The organism is Pseudomonas atagonensis, from assembly GCF_011369485.1.
GTDB classification, from domain to species: domain Bacteria; phylum Pseudomonadota; class Gammaproteobacteria; order Pseudomonadales; family Pseudomonadaceae; genus Aquipseudomonas; species Aquipseudomonas atagonensis.
Genome location: NZ_VXCA01000009.1, coordinates 249,101 through 269,233, shown reverse-complemented (window position 1 = coordinate 269,233; position 20,133 = coordinate 249,101). Strand labels below are relative to the sequence as shown.

Sequence of the window (20,133 nt, the reverse complement as noted above, 5' to 3'; positions counted from 1 at the left end):
ACAAAAAAGCCGACATCGCTGTCGGCTTTTTTGTGGGTCACTGTTTCGGCGCGGGAGCCGGTGCAGTGGCGGGAGCAGCAGGCTCCGGGTTTGGCGCCGCACTGCCCGGTGCGGCCGGTTTGGGCGCTGCGTCGTCGAACAGGTTCAAACGTTCGCGCAGCTCATGTGCCGGCACCGGTTGCTGATCCGCCGGCAGTGCGTTCGGATCGACCGGCGTCGCCGGAGCGGCGCCGTTCTGGCCTTGATCCGCCGGTTTCGCCGGATCGGCACCTTGCGAACCTTCGATGGCGGCTTGCGCCTTCTTGGTCAGGACGACGATGTCGATGCGGCGGTTGACCGGGTTGAACGGGTTCTCTTTGTCGAACAGCGCCGACGAGGCGTAACCGACCACTCGCGCCACTTGCGCATCCGGATAGCTGCCCGCCACCAACGCACGCCGGGCGGCGTTGGCACGGTTGGCCGACAACTCCCAGTTGCCGAAATCGCCATTGCCAACGTAGGGCTTGGCGTCGGTGTGGCCGCTGATGCTGATCTTGTTCGGCACCGCTTTGATGGTGTCGGCCATGGCCAGCAGGATGTCTTCGAAGTACGGCTTCAGGCGTGCGGAACCGGAGTCGAACATCGGCCGGTTCTCGGCGTCCATGATCTGGATGCGCAAGCCGTTCGGCGTGATCTCGAAGAGGATCTGGTCCTTGAATTTCTGCAGTTGCGGGTTCTCGTCGACCTTGTTCTGCAGTTCTTGCAAAAGCAGTTCCAGACGTTCCTTCTCAACCTGCTCGGCCATGCCCTCGACCTGTTCGGTGTCGACCGTGACCTTGTCCGGTTGCGGCTGGGATTTCACCTCGGGGTTGAGGGTGTTTTCCGGCGCCAGCGTCGGCGTGCCGCCCAGATCGATGATGTACGGCGTGCCGCTTTCGGAGAAGCCGACCGGGTCCTTGAAGTAACCGGCGATGGCGATCTTCTGCTCAGGCGTTGCGGTGGACAGCAGCCACAACACCAGGAAGAACGCCATCATCGCCGTGGCGAAGTCGGCGAAGGCGATTTTCCACGCCCCGCCGTGATGCCCGCCGGCTATGCGCTTGACGCGCTTGATGATTATCGGCTGATTATTTTCCATTTCTTAGCGACCGCGAACGGCTTGTTCCAGCTCGGCGAAGCTTGGACGGTGCGCCGGGTACAGAACCTTGCGACCGAACTCCACCGCCAGCGATGGCGGCATGCCGGAGGCCGAAGCCACCAGCGAAGCCTTGATGGCTTCGTAGACGTTCAGCTCTTCCTTGGCATCGTGGGCCAGGGAGTGCGCCAGCGGGCCGAAGAAACCGTACGCCGCGAGAATACCGAAGAAAGTACCCACAAGCGCCGCACCTACGTGCAGACCGATGGATTTCTGATCGCCTTCACCCAAGGAAGCCATGGTCACCACGATACCCAGTACCGCCGCGACGATACCGAAACCCGGCATGGCGTCGGCGATGCCGTTCACCGCGTGGGATGGGTGTTCGAGGTCTTCCTTCAGGCTGTAGAGCTCCATGTCGAACAGGCCTTCCAGCTCGTGTGGAGCCATGTTGCCGGAGGACATGATGCGCAGGTAATCGCAGATGAACGCAGTCATGCGCTCATCTTTAAGAACAGCCGGGTACTTGGCGAAGATCGGGCTCGCGGCGGCGTCTTCGATGTCGCCTTCGATGGCCATCATGCCTTCGCGGCGACTCTTGTTGAGGATCTCGTAGATCAGGCCGAGCACTTCCAGATAGAAAGTGTGGCTGAAGCGCGAACTGAACATGCTCAGGGATTTCTTGAGCACGTGCATCGTCATGTAACCGGGGTTGGCCTGGAGGAATGCACCAAGGGCCGCACCACCGATGATCATTACCTCGAAAGGCTGGATCAGGGCGGCAATCTTGCCGTGGGAGAGCACGTATCCGCCGAGCACGCTCGCGAATACGACGATGATGCCGATAATTTTAGCCATAGGTAGGAAAGTACTTACTGAGTCGGGTTCAAGGTCATATTCGGAAGTTAAAAAATCTCTTCTTCTACTTATCGGCAAAACTGCGCCAGACTATAGCCAGTTCAGGCGAAAAGCCAATTTAGCCCATGCCGGGCGCGTCTACAGTCAGTGAAGATCCCGTCCAGACATGGCTAATGAAACGAACGTCCCACACGCAAAACCGACCACTCTCGAGGGCTGGGTCAAGCTGCTAGACAGCGTCCGCTTGCCCGTGCCACAAGAGGCTCACGACAAGGTTTGCCGGGCGATCCGCGATAACCGCAGCTCGATTCGCGACATTGCCGACCTGATGCAGGACAGCCCGGCGCTGGCCTTGAGCATCATCCGTGAGGCGAATCGTCACACCCACGGCAACATGGCCACGCCGGCGGAAAATCTTGAGGTTGCGATCAATCGTCTGGGCCTCGCCCGCACCGAAGAATTGCTCGCACGCCTGCCGGCCGAACCGCAGATGCAGATCCCCAAGGCCCTGCGCCAACTGCAGATGATCAGCCAGCACGCCTCGCAACAGGCCAACGGTTTTTTCGCCAGTCGCCTGGCGCGGCTGTGGCAGGACATTCATTGGGGCAGCCTGTTGTTTCTGTCGCCGCTGTGGCCGTTGGCGCTGACTTACCCACAACTGCTTGAAGAGTGGGAACTGCGGGTAATCCACAAAGGCGAATCGGCTCGCACTGTCGAGAAGCAATTGTTTGGCGTGCGCCTGCTGAAAGTTGCTGAAGCTCTGGTCGCGGCCTGGCATCTGCCGATCTGGGTCCAGCAAGGCTATAAATTGTTGCTCACTGAACAGCGCGAACTGGTGAAAGTGCTGCGCATTGCCCGCGACAGCGAACACCCGCTGCGCCAACAGAATCGCCTCGATGACGATCCGACCCTGCGTCGCTGGCTCAATCAGCCAGCCAACACGGTGCTGCTGGCCAACGGTCTGGCGCTGTCGGCGCAACAGGCCTGGGACAGTCCGCACAGTGAGCGCTGGCAATATCTGACCAGCCTTTATCTGCAGATCACGATGGACGAGGTGCAACAACAGTTGCACCAGCAAGCCGCCAACAGCGCTCGCCAGCATGCGATGCCTGACTTGTGGCACCCGGCGGTTTCATTGTTGTGGCCGTGGGGCACCCGTCGTTTGCCGGCCGGTTTGTTGCCCGCCGCCGCGCCGAGCGCCGAAGACCTGAGCAAATGGCGTCAGCAATGCGCCGAACTGCTGACGACGCCGAGTCGCTTTACCAATGCCATGAGCCTGACCGTTGCCGCCCGCGATGCGCTGGTAGCCAGCGGCCTGCGCCGGGTGATGATCATGATGGCCGATCGCTCGCAATCCAATCTGCGCGTGCATCAAACCCACGGTTTGCCGAAAGAGGCCGCCGCGCTGAATTTTGTCGTCAGCCAGAGCAGGGTGTTGCAACGCTTGCTCGCACAACAGGCGCAAGTGCGGATCACCCCGGACAACAACGCACAGTTCTCCGCGCTGTTGCCGCCGGGCCTGCGCACGTTGTTCCGGGGCGAGCATGTGTTCCTGCGTTCGCTGGTCAACAATGGCCGGGTGATCATGATCGTCGTCGCCGATCAGGGCGGCGGGCCGTTCGCCGACATCACCGTACAAGCCTTCGGAAAAACCGCGCAGTGCATCGAAAAAGCCCTGCACAGCTTTAGCAGCCGTGGCCAGTGAGGCTGCGCTACAATCCCCCCCTTTGTGCTCTGGAGACCTCACATGTCTGACTTCTCTGGCTTGCCGCTCGTCATCGAACCGAGCGACTTGCTCCCTCGCCTCGATTCCAGCGAACTGATTCTGGTGGATCTGACTAGCGCCGCCCGCTACGCCGAAGGCCACTTGCCCGGTGCACGGTTTGTCGACCCGAAACGCACCCAGCTCGGCCAGCCGCCGGCGCCGGGGCTGATGCCGGCGAAAGCTGATCTGGAGGCGTTGTTCGGTGAACTGGGCCATCGCAAAGACGCGGTCTACGTGGTCTATGACGACGAGGGCGGCGGCTGGGCCGGGCGCTTCATCTGGCTGCTCGACGTGATCGGTCACGACAAGTATCACTATGTCGATGGCGGTCTGCCGGCGTGGCTGGAGGCAGGCATGCCGATGTCGATCCAGGTTCCGCCGGCCGTCGGCGGCCCGGTGCCGTTGACGCTGCACGACGAGCCGACTGCTACCCGCGAATACCTGCAAAGCCGTCTCGGCGCCGCCGACCTGGCGATCTGGGATGCCCGCGGGCCGCTGGAGTATTCCGGCGAGAAGGTGTTGGCCGCCAAGGCCGGACACATTCCCGGTGCGGTCAATTTCGAATGGACGGCGGGCATGGATAAAGCGCGTCAGTTGCGCATTCGAACGGACATGCCGCAGATCCTCGAAGACCTCGGGATCACCAAGGACAAAGAAATCATTACCCACTGCCAGACCCATCACCGGTCGGGCTTCACCTATCTGGTGGCCAAGTCCCTCGGTTATCCGCGGGTCAAGGGCTACGCCGGTTCCTGGGGCGAATGGGGTAATCACCCTGACACGCCCGTCGAGATTTAAGGTTTTAAGGACTATTAATTAATGAAAGAGCGTCTGTTTATCCTCAGTCAGTACCTGCTGCCTCATCACCTGCTGTCGCGTCTGGCCGGCTGCATTGCCGAGTGCCGCGTGCGCTGGTTCAAGAATGCCTTCACCCAATGGTTCGCCAAGCGTTATCAAGTGGACATGTCGCAAGCGCTGGTCGAAGACCTGACCGCTTACGAGCACTTCAACGCCTTCTTCACCCGCGCCCTGAAAGACGGCGCGCGTCCGCTGGACCAGACTCCGGGCGCTATCCTCAGCCCGGCCGACGGTGCGGTCAGCCAGCTCGGCCCGATCGAACACGGTCGCGTGTTCCAGGCCAAGGGCCACAGCTTCAGCGTGCTGGAACTGCTCGGCGGTGACGCGGCCAATGCGGCGCCATTCATGGGCGGCGACTTCGCCACCATTTACCTGTCGCCGAAGGACTACCACCGCGTGCACATGCCGCTGGCCGGCACCCTGCGTGAAATGGTCTACATTCCGGGCCGAATCTTCTCGGTCAACCAGACCACCGCTGAAAACGTGCCGGAACTGTTCGCCCGCAACGAGCGTGTAGCGTGCATCTTCGACACCGAGCGCGGGCCGATGGCCGTAGTGCTGGTGGGCGCGATGATCGTTGCATCGATCGAAACCGTGTGGGCCGGTCTGGTCACACCACCGAAGCGTGAACTGAAAACCTTCCGCTACGACGAAGCCGCTCGCGCGCCGATCCACCTGGAAAAGGGCGCCGAACTGGGTCGCTTCAAGCTGGGTTCGACTGCCATCGTGCTGTTTGGCCCGGATCAAGTGAAGTGGGCTGAAGAACTGGCGGCCGGCTCGCCTGTACAAATGGGTCAAGGCCTGGCGCTGCCGAAAGCCTGATGCCTTGCTGTGGGAGCCGCCCCGGCTCCCACAGATTGCAGCATTTGCTGCTATGGTTTTTGGCATGAGCCAAACCAACTCCCCACCGTTGTTAAGCGCCCCCACTCCCACGCAATCGCGCCTGTCGTTTTGCGACGCCACCCCGCGCGACCTCAAGCGCTGGATCGCCGGTCTGCCCAAGGCCAACATCGGCGAAACCGCCCGCCAGTTGTATCAAGGGCTGGGCGAGCTCAATCAATTGCTGACCCCCAGCGACAATCGCCTGCAACTATTGGAGCTGCTGCGGCCCGAGGTGTATTTCGTCTGCCAGCATCTGGAGCGGCATTTCCTCCACCAGGCGATCATGCTCGACGAGCGTTCACGCAAGATCAGCAACCTGTGTCAGGCTCTGCAAAGTCATCTGGCCAGCGGTTACAAACAGATCGTTGTGCGCATCGCCCCCAAGTACAGCAAGGACCGCGCGACGCTGGTGAGCCTCGCCCTGCAACGGACGGCTCATGCGCTCAAGGGCCAACTGGTGCGCGCGACGCAGTTGTACAGCCCGCCGCCGCAACACCTGTGGTTCGAATTGCATCAGTTGTATCGCCTCGCCTGTGAATTGCAGTTGCATCAGCGCCGCGTGCATGACGATCTCGCTAGCCTGACCACGGAACTGAGCCTGGAACAGACTTACATCGCCACGCTCTTGCTCGGCTCTGCTCGCTGCAATCAATTGCGCCAGAACCAGATTGCCCGGCTGGCGGAAGTCCTCGATCCCTGGAGTGCCCTGCTCAAGCTACGCCCAGGCAGCCCGGACGATGGTTTGTTTGCGATCAGCGCCGAACTCGACGTCGGCCCGCGCTACCGCTCGATGTTTCGCAGCGAGCAAAAGGCCGGGCTGCTCGGTTTTGATCCACAACCACTGGTCAACGCCATCGAAGCGCATTTGCTACACAAGGACACGTCGACACCATTGCCGGTGCCGACCGGGCTGAGTTTCGACACCTTGCAGCACTTGCACGCGACCTGGGGCCAGGCCGCCGAACGCAGCTTTCAGCGCACCGTGGGTCAGGGCAGCCTGACCGTGTGCGTGGGCATGAGCGCCCTGCACTTCTACCTCGGCGGCGAGCGTACCTTCAGCGAATTACTCAAGCATCCCGGCGCCCGAGCGGCGAACTTCAGCAGCGCCGTGGCCAAAGGCGAAAAGGACAGCTGGAGCCAGGCCTTCGATGCCGCGCCGCAGAGCAGCGAAAAGTTTTTGCCTTTCGAAGAAATCCAGTACGACCATCTGCCAGAAGACGACAGCGGTCATGACAGTACGCCGCACTTCCCCACTTATGCCCTGCCGGTGATCAATCACAGCCCCGGTGGTTATTGCCTGGCGTGGCCAAAAGAAGTGCCCGCCGAACTGCAGGCCGGGGAAATGCTCGGGATTCGTGACAGCGCGAACCAAGGCTGGAGCATTGCGGTGATTCGCTGGATTCGTCAGGTACGTGGCGCCGGCACACAAATAGGCATTGAACTGGTGGCGCCCCATGCGCAACCGTGCGGCTTGCAACTGGTGCGCTCGCGCGACGACCACAACCAATATTTACGTGGACTATTGTTGCCGGAAATCAGCGCCATCGACTTGCCGGCGACCCTGCTGGCGCCGCGACTGCCGTTCCAGGAAGGCAATAAAGTGCTGATCAATACCCAGGGCGAAGAACACCGCGCCGGGCTGGATCGGCGGGTGGCAAGTACGCACAGTTTCAACCAGTTTGCCTACCGCTCGCTGGAGGCCGCGCAGAATGGCGGGAGCGAGGAAGATTTCGATTCGTTGTGGAAATCGCTGTAAACGCAGGGCTTTGCATTGGCGGCGCGACCATCGCGGGCAAGCCACGCTCCCACAGCTTTCGTGGTGATCACAACTTTGTGAACAACCCCACACCTGTGGGAGCGTGGCTTGCCCGCAATGAGGCCAGCTCAGACAGCAGAGACCTTCTTAGAGCTGCCCGTCGCGATCGCGGAAACCGAGCAGATACAGCACACCATCCAGACCCAGCGTCGAGATCGCCTGCTTCGCCGATTGCTTGACCAGCGGCTTGGCACGGAACGCCACACCCAGCCCGGCAATCGCCAGCATTGGCAGGTCATTCGCCCCGTCACCGACCGCGATGGTCTGCTCCAGACGCAAACCTTCCTTGTGCGCCAGTTCCTTCAACAGGTCAGCCTTGCGCTGCGCGTCGACAATCGGCTCGATCGCCACGCCGGTGCACTTGCCGTCGACCACTTCCAGTTCATTGGCGAACACGTAGTCGATGCCGAGTTTGGCCTGCAACTGCTTGGCGAAATAAGTGAAACCGCCAGACAGGATGGCTGTTTTGTAACCCAGGCGCTTGAGCTCGGCGAACAGGGTTTCAGCGCCTTCGGTCAGGCGCAACGAGGCACCAATCGAGTCCAGCACGCTGACATCGAGGCCTTTGAGCAGTGCCAGACGCTCTTTGAAACTGGCGCGGAAATCCAGTTCGCCGGCCATCGCCCGCTCGGTGATCGCCGAAACCTGTTCACCGACGCCGGCAGCCTTGGCCAGTTCATCGATGACTTCGGCTTCGATCAGCGTCGAGTCCATGTCGAACACCGCCAGACGACGGTTGCGGCGGAACAGCGAATCTTCCTGGAAGGCGATGTCGACGTTCAGTTCCTGGGCAACGCTAAGGAATTCGGCACGCAGCGCCTGCGGATCGGCCGCTTCGCCACGCACGGAAAACTCAATGCAACCCTTGCCCTTGTCCGCCGGTGTGTCCAGCGGCATGCGACCCGACAGACGGTCGATGTGGTCGATGTTCAAACCATATTTGGCGGTGATCGAACTGACCGCCTGCAATTGCCCGGCAGTCACTTTGCGGGTCAGCAGCGTGACGATGTGGCGTTTCTTGCCCTGATTGCCCACCCATTGCTGATAATCCTCTTCGGACACCGGGGTGAAGCGCACTTGCTGGTCGAGCTCGTAGCCCTTGAACAGGATGTCCTTGAGCACGGACTTGCCTTGCTCGGAATCTGGGATTTCAACGAGGATGCCGAACGACAGGGTGTCGTGGATCACCGCCTGACCGATGTCGAGAATGTTCACGCCACCCTGCGCCAGAACACCGGTAATGGCCGCCGTCAGACCCGGACGGTCGACTCCCGTGATGTTAATCAGGACGATTTCGCGCAACGCGCACCCCCGCAACTGGAAAAAAACCGCATTCTACCCACTTTCAGTGACCATCGGGCACCGCGAGCGCTTTGCCGGTCTAGGGCCTGTCGCTATACTGCGCGTCAACTTCACGGACAAAAGAGCCGAGCTCAGTGAACCGGCCCACGCCAGTTAAAACCGATAACTTCTTCCTGCTGATCTTCCGTGCACTGCGCCACCGCCGTGTACCGATTGCATTGCGCATTGCCAGCCATAACGTGATCCTGGTCGCTCTGGCCCTGGTGATCTATGCCGGTGTGATGGGCTTGCAGTTCAAGCAGGCCATGCACGAGCAGGCCGATGCGCTGGGCGAAAGCCTGACCACGCAGACCGCCACCTCCGCCACGGAGCTGTTGGTGTCCAACGACATCCTCAGCCTCAACGTGCTGCTCAATAACCTGACCAAGAACAAACTGGTGGCCCACGCGGCGATCTATAGCGTGGACAACCGCATCCTCGCCGAATCCGGTCAGCGCCCCAAGCACAGCCTGCTGGGCGAAGCCGAGGGCATGTACGAGAGCAAGATCACCTTCCAGGACGTGACCGCCGGGCAACTGCGCATCAGCCTGGACATGGATCAGTTTCAGCAGCCGATGACCATCAGCCTGCAAAGCATGGGCATTCTCAGTGCGATTCTGTTGGCACTGGCGCTAGCCCTGAGCCTGCGTCTGGGTCGGCACATTTCCACGCCGCTGCTGCAATTGCGTGTGTGGCTGCGCCGCATCGACGAGTACACGCCCGGCATCGAGCGTCAGGACGAGATCGGCGATCTGGCCCGCCAGCTGCACGCCAGCTACGCACCGGAGCCAGCGCCTGAGCCGGAGCCGGTGTTCGAAGACGAAGAAGACGAGCCCGAGTTCGAAGTGCGCAACCTGCGCGACCCGAGCTTCGACGAAACCCGTCCGATGGCCGCGCACAAGCCTGCCCCGCGCCATGTGGTCAGCACCGTCGAGGACGATGACGACGATGACGCGTTCGCCGACCTGCGCGACGAATCGCTCAATGGCGCGCCGCAACCGGTTGTACGCAAACCGACCCCGAGCGTGCCGCAACACACGGCGGTGCTGGCGGTGCAACTGGGTTCGCAAGAGCAACTGCGCCGCTTGCCTAAAGCGCGACTGGACGAATTGCAGGAACGCTATCGCGACTGCCTCGATCAAGCCGCTTCGCTATATCAAGGCGAAATCGAAACCCTGAACGACGGCAGCACGCTGATGTTGTTCCACACCGAAGATTGCGGCGACGACTATCTGACCAATGCGATTTGCTGCGGCGAGTTGCTGCGGGCGCTGGGTCACCAGTTGCAGATTGAAGTGGCGGACAGCGGGATCACCCTGCAATTACAACTGGGCCTGACCCTGGGTGATGAGTTGTTCGGTCTGAGCCAGATCGATCTGCTGCTGACCGATTCGGCGCAGGATGCACTGGCTCTGTCGCAGCACAGCCGTAATCTGCTGCTGGTTGAGCGCAAGATCAGTGATGACGCACTGATTCGCCAGCGTGCGCGGATCCGCCCGATTGCCAGCCCTGAAGGCGCTTGCTGCGTCGAGCGCTTGATGGAGCCTTATCCATCGATGCTCGAACGGCAACTGGCACGGATGCATGAGCGTCGGGCTTAAGCCTCAAGCCTGAAACATCTAAGCCCGCAGACGAGTGATTGTCTGCGGGCTTTTTTGTTGCCTGCACTTTCCCCCTTACCCTAGCCCTCTCCCAAAGGGAGAAGGAACCGATCCGGGAATATTGAAGACCTGCAGCGACTTGAACGCCCCGCTGTGAATCCATAATCGCCAAGATCGTTCAGGTCAATGTAGAGCACCAGACACATCGGTCAGTCCCCTCTCCCTCCGGGAGAGGGCTAGGCGGGCGGCGTTCCGATGAGGGGCTTTTGATCTAAACCCAGACACAACAAAGCCCGCACAAGGCGGGCTCTGTTCTGAATCGATCCAGACTTAGAAGCGGAACACTTCCATATCCGTTCGAATCGGTGAAGCCATCGGAATCTTCGGCTGCTTCTCGGCTTCCGCCGCTGGTGCTGCCGGCTTCGGAGCCGCTTTACGCGGTGCCTCGGCCACCGGTGGCTGATTGGCCAGGGGCTTGAGCGCCACCGACAGTTGCTCGGCCAGACGTTGCAGCAGAATCCCCTGCGCCTGAACCTGCGAAGCCGTGCTGCCGGCGTGCAGTTCCTGCAGGTGAATGATGCGGTTGTCGCGAACCTGGCCACGACGGTCGATCAAACGCCACTGCGCATCGAGAATCGCAGGTTGCTTCACGCCGGAGTCCAGACGCGTGATGGTCAGCAAGACCTGCACATCCGGGGTAAACCCGGTGGTTGCCGGGGCCAGCACCACACGCTGGCTGTCTAGGTGACCAGCAACCTGACGCATCAACAACTGATCGATATCCGACGAAAGGCTACCCGCCCAACGACCATCGGTCGCCGCCTGCAAACTGCCATCCGGCTGACGCTGCAGCAAAGTCTCACGTTGCAGGTAATCGGCTACGACTACCGGGCCCAACAAAACTGCCATGCCTGCGCTTTGCGCAGGCTGAACCGGACTTCCGCTGTCCAGTTGATACAGCGACACCGGCTGGTGAACGCTGCAACCCGCCAGGCCCAATACGCCGGCGAGCAGGAAAATAAGGGGGCGCAGAGCAGTCATCATCCCGTCCAGGTGGCCGCCACAAGGCTGACCACAGTGAAAATACTCAATAAATATGAAGAACGCTCGGCCACGCCGGCGCTTGGAAAGGCCATATCATCCGTGAATATGCGTTCCGACTCCAGCGCCAAAGCGCCGATCTACGCGTTAAATCGTAGATACGGCGCTCTAGGACGCCTAATTGAGGTTTTCGACGAGCAGCGCATCGACACGCTGGAAGCCCCTCGGGAGTTTATTCCCGCGACGTCCACGCTCACCTTTGTAGTGTTCGAGGTCCTCGGCTTTCAGTTTGTAAGGGCGTTTACCCGCTTGCAGGATCAACGTAGCGCCTGCGGGGATGACAGCAATGTCCGTGACAAACTCTTCACGGCTCGCGACACGGTCACCCGGAACACCGATGATCTTGTTGCCCTTGCCCTTCGCCAACTGAGGCAAATCGCTGATATTGAAGACCAGCATGCGCCCCTCGCTTGTCACTGCAGCGAGCAAATCATTCTCTCGGTCAGTTACCGGGCGAGGTGCGATAACCTTTGCGTTGTTCGGCAGGCTCAACAGAGCTTTACCGGCCTTGTTCTTGGCTTGCAGGTCTTCACCTTTCACCACGAAACCGTAACCGGCGTCGGACGCGATCACGTACAGCGCGTCGTCTTCCGGCATCAGCACGCATTCAAAGGTCGCGCCAGGTGGCGGTGTCAGACGACCAGTCAACGGTTCGCCCTGACCACGCGCCGACGGCAGCGTATGCGCGGCGACCGAATAACTTCGGCCAGTGGAGTCAATAACCACGGCAGACTGGTTGGAACGCCCCGCCGCCGAGGTCTTGAAGCCATCGCCAGCCTTGTACGACAGTCCGGTGGCATCAATGTCGTGGCCCTTGGCCGAACGGATCCAGCCTTTTTCCGAGAGCACGACGGTGACTTTCTCGTTCGGCAGCAGATCGTGTTCGGTCAGTGCCTTGGCTTCGGCACGCTCGACGATTGGCGAACGACGGTCGTCGCCATAGGTTTCGGCATCTTTCAGCAGTTCGGTGCGCACCAGCTTCTTCAGCTTGGCTTCGCTGCCCAACAGGGCTTGTAGCTTGGCTTGTTCCTTGAGCAGTTCGTCCTGCTCGTCGCGCAGCTTCATCTCTTCCAGTCGCGCCAACTGACGCAGACGGGTGTCGAGGATGTAGTCGGCCTGGATTTCGCTGAGGGCGAAACGCTCGATCAGCTTGGCTTTCGGGTGTTCCTCGGTGCGGATGATGTGAATCACTTCATCCAGGTTGAGGTAAGCAATCAACAAGCCGTCCAACAGGTGCAGGCGACGCTCGACCTTGTCGAGGCGAAATTGCAGGCGACGACGGACGGTCAGCACGCGGAATTCCAGCCATTCGACCAGCAACGCGCGCAGGTTTTTCAGCTGCGGCTTGCCGTCCAGACCGATGATGTTGACATTGACCCGATAGGTCGACTCCAGCTCGGTGCTGGCGAACAGGTGCTGCATCAGCGCTTCGTGATCGACACGGCTGTTGACCGGAATGATCACGATGCGGCACGGGTTTTCGTGGTCGGATTCGTCGCGCAGGTCGGCGATCTGCGGGGCTTTCGACGGTTTCGCCTGCATCAGCGCGGCGATCTGCTCCAGCACTTTCGCACCGGACACCTGGTGCGGCAGCGCGGTGACGATGATGTCGCCGTCCTCGACGTGGTACACGGCGCGCATGCGCACCGAGCCCTTGCCGGTTTCGTACATTTTCAGCAGGTCGGCGCGCGGCGTGATGATTTCCGCTTCGGTCGGATAATCCGGGCCCTGAATGTGTTCGCAGAGCTGTTCGACCGTGGCTTTCGGCTCATCGAGCAAGCGTACGCAAGCGGTGGCGACTTCACGCAGGTTGTGCGGCGGCACGTCGGTGGCCATGCCCACGGCAATACCGGTGGTGCCGTTGAGCAGGATGTTCGGCAGGCGCGCCGGCAGAACCAGTGGCTCTTGAAGAGTGCCGTCGAAGTTCGGCCCCCAGTCGGCAGTGCCCTGACCCAGTTCGCTGAGCAGCACTTCGGAATATCGCGACAGCCGCGCTTCGGTGTAACGCATTGCCGCGAAGGACTTCGGATCGTCCGGCGCACCCCAGTTGCCCTGGCCGTCGACCAGCGTATAGCGATAGCTGAACGGCTGAGCCATCAGCACCATCGCTTCGTAGCACGCCGAGTCGCCGTGCGGGTGGAACTTGCCGAGCACGTCACCGACGGTACGCGCCGATTTCTTGTGCTTGGAATCGGCGTCCAGCCCCAGCTCGCTCATGGCGTAGACGATACGCCGCTGTACCGGTTTCAGGCCGTCGCCGATATGCGGCAGAGCACGGTCCATGATCACGTACATGGAGTAGTTGAGGTAGGCATTTTCGGTGAAGTCAGCCAGCGAGCGGCGTTCTACACCGTCCAGGCTGAGATCAAGGGAGTCGCTCATGCGGGCCTCATCGGTTCGTTGTCTGGCGCAGCAGCATGGTGCCACCGCGCTGAGTAAATTCAAGTTTGTTCAGGGCACTCATGCCGAGCAGCACCTGATCGCCATGCAGCCCCGGCGCCACCAGTGCGCGGACGTCCCGCAGCACGATGTCGCCCAGTTGCAGGCGGTCAATTTTGGTTCGATAACCCTGGCTCAGGCCGTTGGCCGTGCTCAGGGTTACGCCGAAACCTTCTTCCAGCTTCAAACGCCTGGCCAGATCCGCCGGGATCGACACATCGGTGGCGCCGGTGTCGAGCATGAACTCGACCGGCTCGCCGTTGATCTGGCCGCTGGCGACAAAATGCCCCTGGGCATTGCCGGCCAGCTTCACTTCAATAAAACCTTCACCCTGCTCCGAACTGACCACCACGTTCGGATTCTGCTGACGCTGTTCCCACTGGCCAAAAAACCGCGTGGCCAGAAACAGTGCCGCGCACCACGCCAGAATCATCAGCACCCGCCCGGCGCGCTTGCCCGGTGGCTGCTGGCTCACTGTTTGGCACTCCAGCCACCGTCCGGCGCGGCGAAGCGCCAGACGATCGGGCGTTTTTCGCCGTCGGCGCGAACGCCGTCGTTGTTGTCGAGGCCGATCCACGCGCCCTGTGCATCCACCACCAGCGCTTCCGCCAAGCCATAGGCCTGCGAATACTGGCGCTGTGGCTGCAAGGCATCCTCGGCATACGACCAGCACAACTCGACCCTGGCCGTGACCGCATCGCGACGACAGATCTGGAACGCATTGCGCTCCAGGGTAAACAGCTTGCCGTTGAACAGCGAAATATCGGCAAAGTCGCGGGTGACGGCACGGGCCTTGGGAAACTGCGGCGGCTGCATTTCGACCCCGGCTTCGCTGAGCAGTACACAGGCACCGTCACAATCCCAGACCGTTTGCTGACGCTTGATCTTCAGCAGGCCACGGCGTTCACGCTCGGCGGCGAGCCACAACTGGTCGCCCGCCGGGTTGATCGCCAGCCCTTCGAACAAGGCGTTGAAGTGCAGCAACATGCCACTGGCTCGGGCTTCTTTCACCAGCATCGGCGAAATTTTCAGCCACGCCGCCGGGCCATGTGGCGGCACTTGCAGCACCGCCGCGTGAGCCTCACTGACGATGTAACGATTACCGGCGTTGTCGCAGGTGATGCCTTCGAAATCCAGATCGCCGCCACGGATAAACGATGCCGCCCAGGTGCGCGAACTCAGCCCCCACGGCAAACCGCTGTCCGGTACCGGTGGCACGTCGATGTGCACGGTTTCCGCCTGCCACACCGGATCCGAGGTTTTAAGCCGATAGATCTGGTCATCGTCGCGGTCGGATACCGTCCACAGTTCGTTGCCGCACAAGGCCAGCCCGGACAGGTTGCCACCGCGCATGCCTTCGACCGGGTGCTCGGCGAGCAGGCGCAGCTCTTGCGCAGGCTCGGCCGACACCGTCATCGCACTCAGCAGCAACGCACCCGCCAAGGCCCAGCCAAACCGCATCAGGCCAGCACCTCGGCGAGGTTTCCTTTGGATTCGAGCCAGGTCTTGCGGTCACCGGCGCGTTTCTTCGCCAGCAGCATGTCCATCATTTCCGAGGTTTCGGCGAAGTCTTCACCCAGCGTCAGTTGCACCAGGCGCCGAGTGTTCGGATCCATGGTGGTTTCACGCAACTGTGGCGGGTTCATTTCACCCAGCCCCTTGAATCGGGTGACCTGCGGCTTGCCGCGTTTCTTCTCGGCCACCAGACGATCGAGAATCCCGTCACGCTCGGCTTCATCGAGGGCGTAGTAAATCTCTTTGCCGAGGTCGATGCGGTACAGCGGCGGCATCGCCACGTAGACGTGACCGGCATCCACCAACGGGCGGAAATGCTGGACGAACAACGCACAGAGCAGGGTGGCGATGTGCAGACCGTCGGAGTCGGCGTCGGCGAGGATGCAGATCTTGCCGTAACGCAACTGGCTCATGTCTGCAGCGCCCGGATCGACGCCGATGGCCACGGCAATGTTGTGCACTTCCTGACTTGCGAGCACTTCGCTGCCGTCGACTTCCCAGGTGTTGAGGATCTTGCCGCGCAACGGCAGGATCGCCTGGAATTCCTTGTCCCGCGCTTGCTTGGCGGAACCACCGGCGGAATCACCTTCGACCAGGAACAGTTCGGAACGCATCGGATCCTGCCCGGCGCAATCGGCCAGTTTGCCCGGCAGCGCCGGCCCCTGAGTGACGCGTTTACGCTCGACTTTCTTGCTCGCCTTGAGGCGGCGGCCGGCGTTGTTGATCGCCAGTTCAGCCAGCGCCAGACCGGTTTCCGGGTTGGCGTTGAGCCACAGGCTGAAGGCGTCCTTGACCACGCCGGAAACGAATGCCGCCGCTTCACGGGACGACAGTCGCTCTTTGGTCTGGCCGGAGAATTGCGGCTCCTGCATCTTCATCGACAGCACGAAAGCAATGCGCTCCCAGACGTCTTCCGGCGCCAGCTTCACACCGCGTGGCAGCAGGCTGCGGAATTCACAGAATTCGCGCATCGCGTCGAGAAGCCCCTGACGCAAACCGTTGACGTGGGTACCGCCCTGCGCCGTCGGGATCAGGTTGACGTAACTTTCCTGCACCGCGTCGCCACCTTCCGGCAGCCACAGCAGCGCCCAGTCGACCGCTTCCTTGTTACCGGCGAATGCGCCGCAGAAGGGCTCGTCGGGCAGGCGTTCAAATTCGCTGACCGCGTCGACCAGATACGAACGCAGGCCGTCTTCGTAATGCCACTCGACTTTCTCGCCGGTGCCTTTGTCTTCGAAGCTGACCAACAGGCCCGGGCACAGAACGGCCTTGGCCTTGAGTACGTGCTTGAGGCGGCTGATGGAGAATTTAGGGGAGTCGAAGTATTTCGGATCCGGCGCGAAGTACACGCTGGTGCCGGTGTTGCGCTTGCCGACAGTGCCGACGATTTCCAGCTCCGAGGCCTTGAAGCCGTCGTTGAAGGTCATCTGGTACTCGTTGCCGTCACGCTTGACGCGCACCCGGACTTCGGTCGACAAGGCGTTGACCACAGAAATACCCACGCCGTGCAGACCGCCGGAGAACTGGTAGTTCTTGTTGGAAAACTTACCGCCCGCGTGGAGCTTGGTGAGGATCAGTTCGACGCCTGACACCCCCTCTTCCGGGTGGATGTCGACCGGCATGCCTCGGCCGTCGTCGCTGACTTCCAGCGAGTGGTCGGCGTGCAGGATGACCTGAACCGATTTGGCGTGGCCGGCCAGGGCTTCGTCGACGCTGTTGTCGATGACTTCCTGGGCGAGGTGGTTCGGCCGACTGGTGTCGGTGTACATGCCGGGGCGTTTGCGCACCGGGTCGAGGCCCGAGAGGACTTCGATGGCGTCGGCGTTATAAGAGCTAGCGCTGGGAGTGGCCATAGGGTCTCGTCGTCAGTCATTCATGAAATAGGGGCAAGACATCACAATGCGGTGAAATCGATTGCCTGGTACAAATCGGCGCCAATGCCGGCAAAACTCAGCAACGCCGGCAATTGCCCGGCAAAACCCTGGAAACTGTGGTCGCCGCCGGCCTGAATACGCAAGGCACAGGCCCGGTAATACTGCTGGGCGAGGCGATAGTCCAGAGTTTCATCACCCGTCTGCAACCAGACCTGATAACGCTGCGCATCCCGGGGCGCCGGCACTTCCAGTTCGGCCAGAGCCGTCACGTGGTCGTGGGTCAATTCCCAAGTCTCATCGGTATACAGGTTTTTCTGCGTGCCCAGATAACCGTCGAACATCCGGTGCGGACTGACGGCCGGATTCACCAGCAGTGCTTTCAGGCCATGGCGCTCGGCCAGGTGAGTCGCATAGTAGCCGCCGAGCGAGCTTCCCACCAGCAACGGCCGGCCCAGCTCGGCAATTGCCTGCTCCAGCTGACCGATGGCTTCGCGCGGGTGGTGGTGCAGCGCGGGAACACGCAGTTGATCGCTCAAACCCAGCCGCTCCATCACCTCGACCAGCTGACAGGCCTTTTTCGAGGACGGCGCGCTGTTGAAACCGTGGATATAGAGGATCGAACCGGACATTTGAGCTCCCTGGGTGTCGGCGAAAGATAGCGGAGTTTACAGGGAGTCAGGTAATTCGTGGGCGTTTGTAAGGACGCCTTCGCGAGCAAGCCCGCTCCCACTTTGGAATGCGTTGCCCTGTGGGAGCGGGCTTGCTCGCGAAGAGACCCGATGGAGCTCAGTAACCGTCAGAACCGTAATCGACGATAAATTGGAAATCGGTAACGCGCTCGACGCCAGTTTCGAGCCGACCGTCGGGCAACAGTCGGAGCCAGCGATACCCCGGCGCCTGCTCGCCGACCTTGAAGTCTTCACTGCCAGGTTCGAACTGAATGCACGTCGAAGGCGAGGCCAGCAGGCGCACGCCATTGCGCTCGCGATCAATCTCTTGATGCACGTGCCCCCACAGCACCGCACGGGCTTGCGGAAAACGATCCAGCACTTCGAAAAATGCTTCGGGGTTGCGCAGGCCAATCGGCTCCATCCACGCGCAACCAATCGACACGGGATGGTGGTGGAAGCACACCAAATGATGTCGTTCCGGCGCTTCGCTCAACGAGCGGGCGAGCAACTGCAGTTGATCGTCCTGAAGATAACCCGGCACTGAGCCCGGCACCGCCGAGTCCAGCAGGGTCACGCGCCAGTTACCGATATCGACCACTGACTCCAGCAACGCGCTCTGCACCGCCGCTTGCGCCATGATCTGCGGTTCGTCGTGATTGCCGGGAATCCAGCGCGCCGGCGCTTCGATCTGCGCACTCATCTGACGAAACTGTTGATATGACTCCAGCGTACCGTCCTGGGAAATGTCGCCGGTGGCCAGCACCAGATCGATCTGCGGCTGCCGCCCCAGCACCAGTTCAATGACCTTTTGCAGGCTCTCGCGGGTGTTCATGCCCAGCAGCGCGCCGTCCGCTTCAGCGAACAGATGGCTGTCGGACAACTGCACCAGCAACGCCGGATCGGCGGTGGTCAACGTGGATACGCTCGGCAAGGCGTTCTCCCAGGGCAAAGGCACGGATTCGGTTGAATGGCGCAATTATGCTGGGGGATGAGTGAAAGGGGAAACCGGCGAACCGGACGCAGTTCACAACTAGCGTACGACTTCGTACTCGTGCCCCAACGCCAGGCAATGACTCAGCCATTCCCCCAGGAACAGATTGAGCTGAGCTTTTTCATCGGGCTGATGCATCGCCGCGTTCGGGTAAGGATAGATGCCGCGAAAGCGTCGTGCATGTTCGGCGCTGATCACTTCGGCCATGCGCGCGTCGTGATAGACCTGCACTTCCAGCTGCGGCACCGGCAGCCACGGCAGGCTGTGCTCCTGGCGCACTTGCAAGGTCGTGGTGTACGGACAGGTTTGCAACACTTCAAGGGCCAGCACGCCGAGCATTTGCTCGCCCTGGGTCACGGCAATGCGCCGCGCCTCGGGGTCGTTGCGCATGTCCGGCACCAGTCGCATCAGGCGCGCGTAGTTGGCCTCGCAGGCGGCTTGCAGCCCTGCGAGGTCAACCCGATAACGATCGCGCAGCTTGTTTACGACCATAACCCCCTCACTTCGGCGCGGTTCAGCGCCAGCCACTGCAAAGCGATGATGCTCGCCGCGTTGGCAATGCGGCCATCGCGCACGGCCTGCAAGGCATCTTCGAACGCCCAGACCGTGACGCGGATATCTTCTGCCTCTTCTTCCAGGCCATGCAGGCCGCCAACCCCTTCGGTGCTGCAACGCCCCAGATACAAATGCACGAACTCGTTGCTACCGCCCGGCGAAGGGAAATATTTGGTCATCGGCCACAGAGCCTTGATGTCCAGCCCAGCTTCCTCCTGCGCTTCGCGGTGAGCAACTTCTTCCGGCACTTCTGCCTTGTCGATCAGACCGGCGACCAGTTCGACCAGCCACGGGTTGTCGGTCTTGCCCATGGCGCCCACACGAAACTGCTCGATCAGCACCACTTCGTCGCGCTGCGGATCGTAGGGCAGCATGCAGACCGCATCATGGCGCACGAACACTTCGCGATTGATCTCCCGACTCATGCCGCCGGCAAACAACTCATGGCGCAGGTGCAAACGGTCGAGCTTGTAGAAGCCCTCGTAGCAGCGCTCACGCTTTACGACATCGACGGTGGTCGGCGTGGAGTTGGCAAAATCAGTCATGAGCATCCTCGTTTACTGCGAATCCATTACGAGATTCCCTGCGTTACCGGCAACCTCGACTTCGCGCCATCCTAACGCGCCCGAACGGTTTGATGCAGCCCCTTTACCGTCAGCGGGATGGACGGTGGAGGCGAAACCCACTCTAATTAGCTTAGTGGCGAACTGACTGCTTCTGCGAGAGTCGAAGCGGATATCTTTTTGCCTTCC

Annotated in this window: 17 protein-coding genes; 5 read left to right on the top strand and 12 right to left on the bottom strand. The window is 61.1% G+C overall.

What is annotated here, in order from left to right; genetic code table 11:
• Positions 1-37: 37 nt before the first annotated feature.
• Positions 38-1,117, bottom strand: a complete 1,080-nt coding sequence (gene motB, locus F2P67_RS06700) for a flagellar motor protein MotB (protein WP_166218757.1) — start codon at positions 1,115-1,117, stop codon at positions 38-40.
• Positions 1,118-1,120: 3 nt separating this feature from the next.
• Positions 1,121-1,972, bottom strand: a complete 852-nt coding sequence (gene motA / locus F2P67_RS06695; protein ID WP_007952169.1) for a flagellar motor stator protein MotA — start codon at positions 1,970-1,972, stop codon at positions 1,121-1,123.
• A gap of 166 nt (positions 1,973-2,138) precedes the next feature.
• Here motA and F2P67_RS06690 point away from each other — a divergent pair, with 166 nt between their 5' ends.
• The 4 genes from F2P67_RS06690 to F2P67_RS06675 all read left to right on the top strand — a co-directional run bounded on the left by F2P67_RS06690 (position 2,139) and on the right by F2P67_RS06675 (position 7,233).
• Positions 2,139-3,677 (top strand): HDOD domain-containing protein, encoded by a 1,539-nt coding sequence (locus tag F2P67_RS06690; protein WP_166218755.1) that lies wholly within the window; start codon positions 2,139-2,141, stop codon positions 3,675-3,677.
• 42 nt (positions 3,678-3,719) lie between these two features.
• Entirely contained in the window at positions 3,720-4,535 is an 816-nt protein-coding gene (rhdA, locus tag F2P67_RS06685; protein WP_166218753.1) for a thiosulfate sulfurtransferase, read from the top strand.
• Positions 4,536-4,556: 21 nt separating this feature from the next.
• Positions 4,557-5,417, top strand: a complete 861-nt coding sequence (gene asd, locus F2P67_RS06680; RefSeq protein WP_105705899.1) for an archaetidylserine decarboxylase — start codon at positions 4,557-4,559, stop codon at positions 5,415-5,417.
• 64 nt (positions 5,418-5,481) lie between these two features.
• A complete protein-coding gene (locus F2P67_RS06675) occupies positions 5,482-7,233 on the top strand; it encodes a molecular chaperone (RefSeq protein WP_166218751.1) in 1,752 nt (583 codons plus the stop codon).
• 147 nt (positions 7,234-7,380) lie between these two features.
• Here F2P67_RS06675 and serB read toward each other — a convergent pair whose 3' ends face one another.
• On the bottom strand, positions 7,381-8,595 hold the full coding sequence (serB, locus tag F2P67_RS06670) for a phosphoserine phosphatase SerB (protein ID WP_064388597.1): 1,215 nt from the start codon (positions 8,593-8,595) through the stop codon (positions 7,381-7,383).
• Positions 8,596-8,729: 134 nt separating this feature from the next.
• On the opposite strand from serB, the gene F2P67_RS06665 reads away from it, so the two are divergent.
• Positions 8,730-10,235 carry an AhpA/YtjB family protein gene (locus F2P67_RS06665; protein ID WP_166218749.1) on the top strand — a complete coding sequence of 502 codons (1,506 nt, stop codon included), beginning with the start codon at positions 8,730-8,732 and terminating at the stop codon, positions 10,233-10,235.
• 330 nt (positions 10,236-10,565) lie between these two features.
• On the opposite strand, the gene F2P67_RS06660 is transcribed toward F2P67_RS06665, so the two are convergent.
• From F2P67_RS06660 to F2P67_RS06620, 9 genes are all read right to left on the bottom strand, one after another.
• The gene (locus F2P67_RS06660) at positions 10,566-11,276 is read right to left on the bottom strand and encodes a PqiC family protein (RefSeq protein ID WP_166218747.1); all 711 of its coding nucleotides are present in this window, start codon (positions 11,274-11,276) and stop codon (positions 10,566-10,568) included.
• 177 nt (positions 11,277-11,453) lie between these two features.
• Positions 11,454-13,718: a DNA topoisomerase IV subunit A gene (gene parC, locus F2P67_RS06655; RefSeq protein WP_096794754.1), complete on the bottom strand. Its 2,265-nt coding sequence runs from the start codon at positions 13,716-13,718 to the stop codon at positions 11,454-11,456.
• A 7-nt stretch (positions 13,719-13,725) separates the two neighbouring features.
• Entirely contained in the window at positions 13,726-14,250 is a 525-nt protein-coding gene (locus F2P67_RS06650; protein ID WP_166218745.1) for a TIGR02281 family clan AA aspartic protease, read from the bottom strand.
• Entirely contained in the window at positions 14,247-15,236 is a 990-nt protein-coding gene (locus F2P67_RS06645; protein ID WP_166218743.1) for an esterase-like activity of phytase family protein, read from the bottom strand. The genes F2P67_RS06650 and F2P67_RS06645 overlap by 4 nt, the downstream gene beginning before the upstream one ends.
• A complete protein-coding gene (gene parE, locus F2P67_RS06640) occupies positions 15,236-17,143 on the bottom strand; it encodes a DNA topoisomerase IV subunit B (RefSeq protein ID WP_095047278.1) in 1,908 nt (635 codons plus the stop codon). The genes F2P67_RS06645 and parE overlap by 1 nt, the downstream gene beginning before the upstream one ends.
• Positions 17,144-17,184: 41 nt before the next feature.
• Positions 17,185-17,793, bottom strand: coding sequence for a YqiA/YcfP family alpha/beta fold hydrolase (locus F2P67_RS06635; protein WP_166218741.1), 609 nt, complete (start codon positions 17,791-17,793; stop codon positions 17,185-17,187).
• A gap of 157 nt (positions 17,794-17,950) precedes the next feature.
• On the bottom strand, positions 17,951-18,766 hold the full coding sequence (gene cpdA / locus F2P67_RS06630; RefSeq protein WP_166218739.1) for a 3',5'-cyclic-AMP phosphodiesterase: 816 nt from the start codon (positions 18,764-18,766) through the stop codon (positions 17,951-17,953).
• Between the two features lie 99 nt (positions 18,767-18,865).
• Positions 18,866-19,318, bottom strand: a complete 453-nt coding sequence (locus F2P67_RS06625; protein WP_007967395.1) for a DUF1249 domain-containing protein — start codon at positions 19,316-19,318, stop codon at positions 18,866-18,868.
• Positions 19,309-19,926 carry an NUDIX domain-containing protein gene (locus F2P67_RS06620; protein WP_166218737.1) on the bottom strand — a complete coding sequence of 206 codons (618 nt, stop codon included), beginning with the start codon at positions 19,924-19,926 and terminating at the stop codon, positions 19,309-19,311. The genes F2P67_RS06625 and F2P67_RS06620 overlap by 10 nt, the downstream gene beginning before the upstream one ends.
• Positions 19,927-20,133 lie beyond the last annotated feature (207 nt).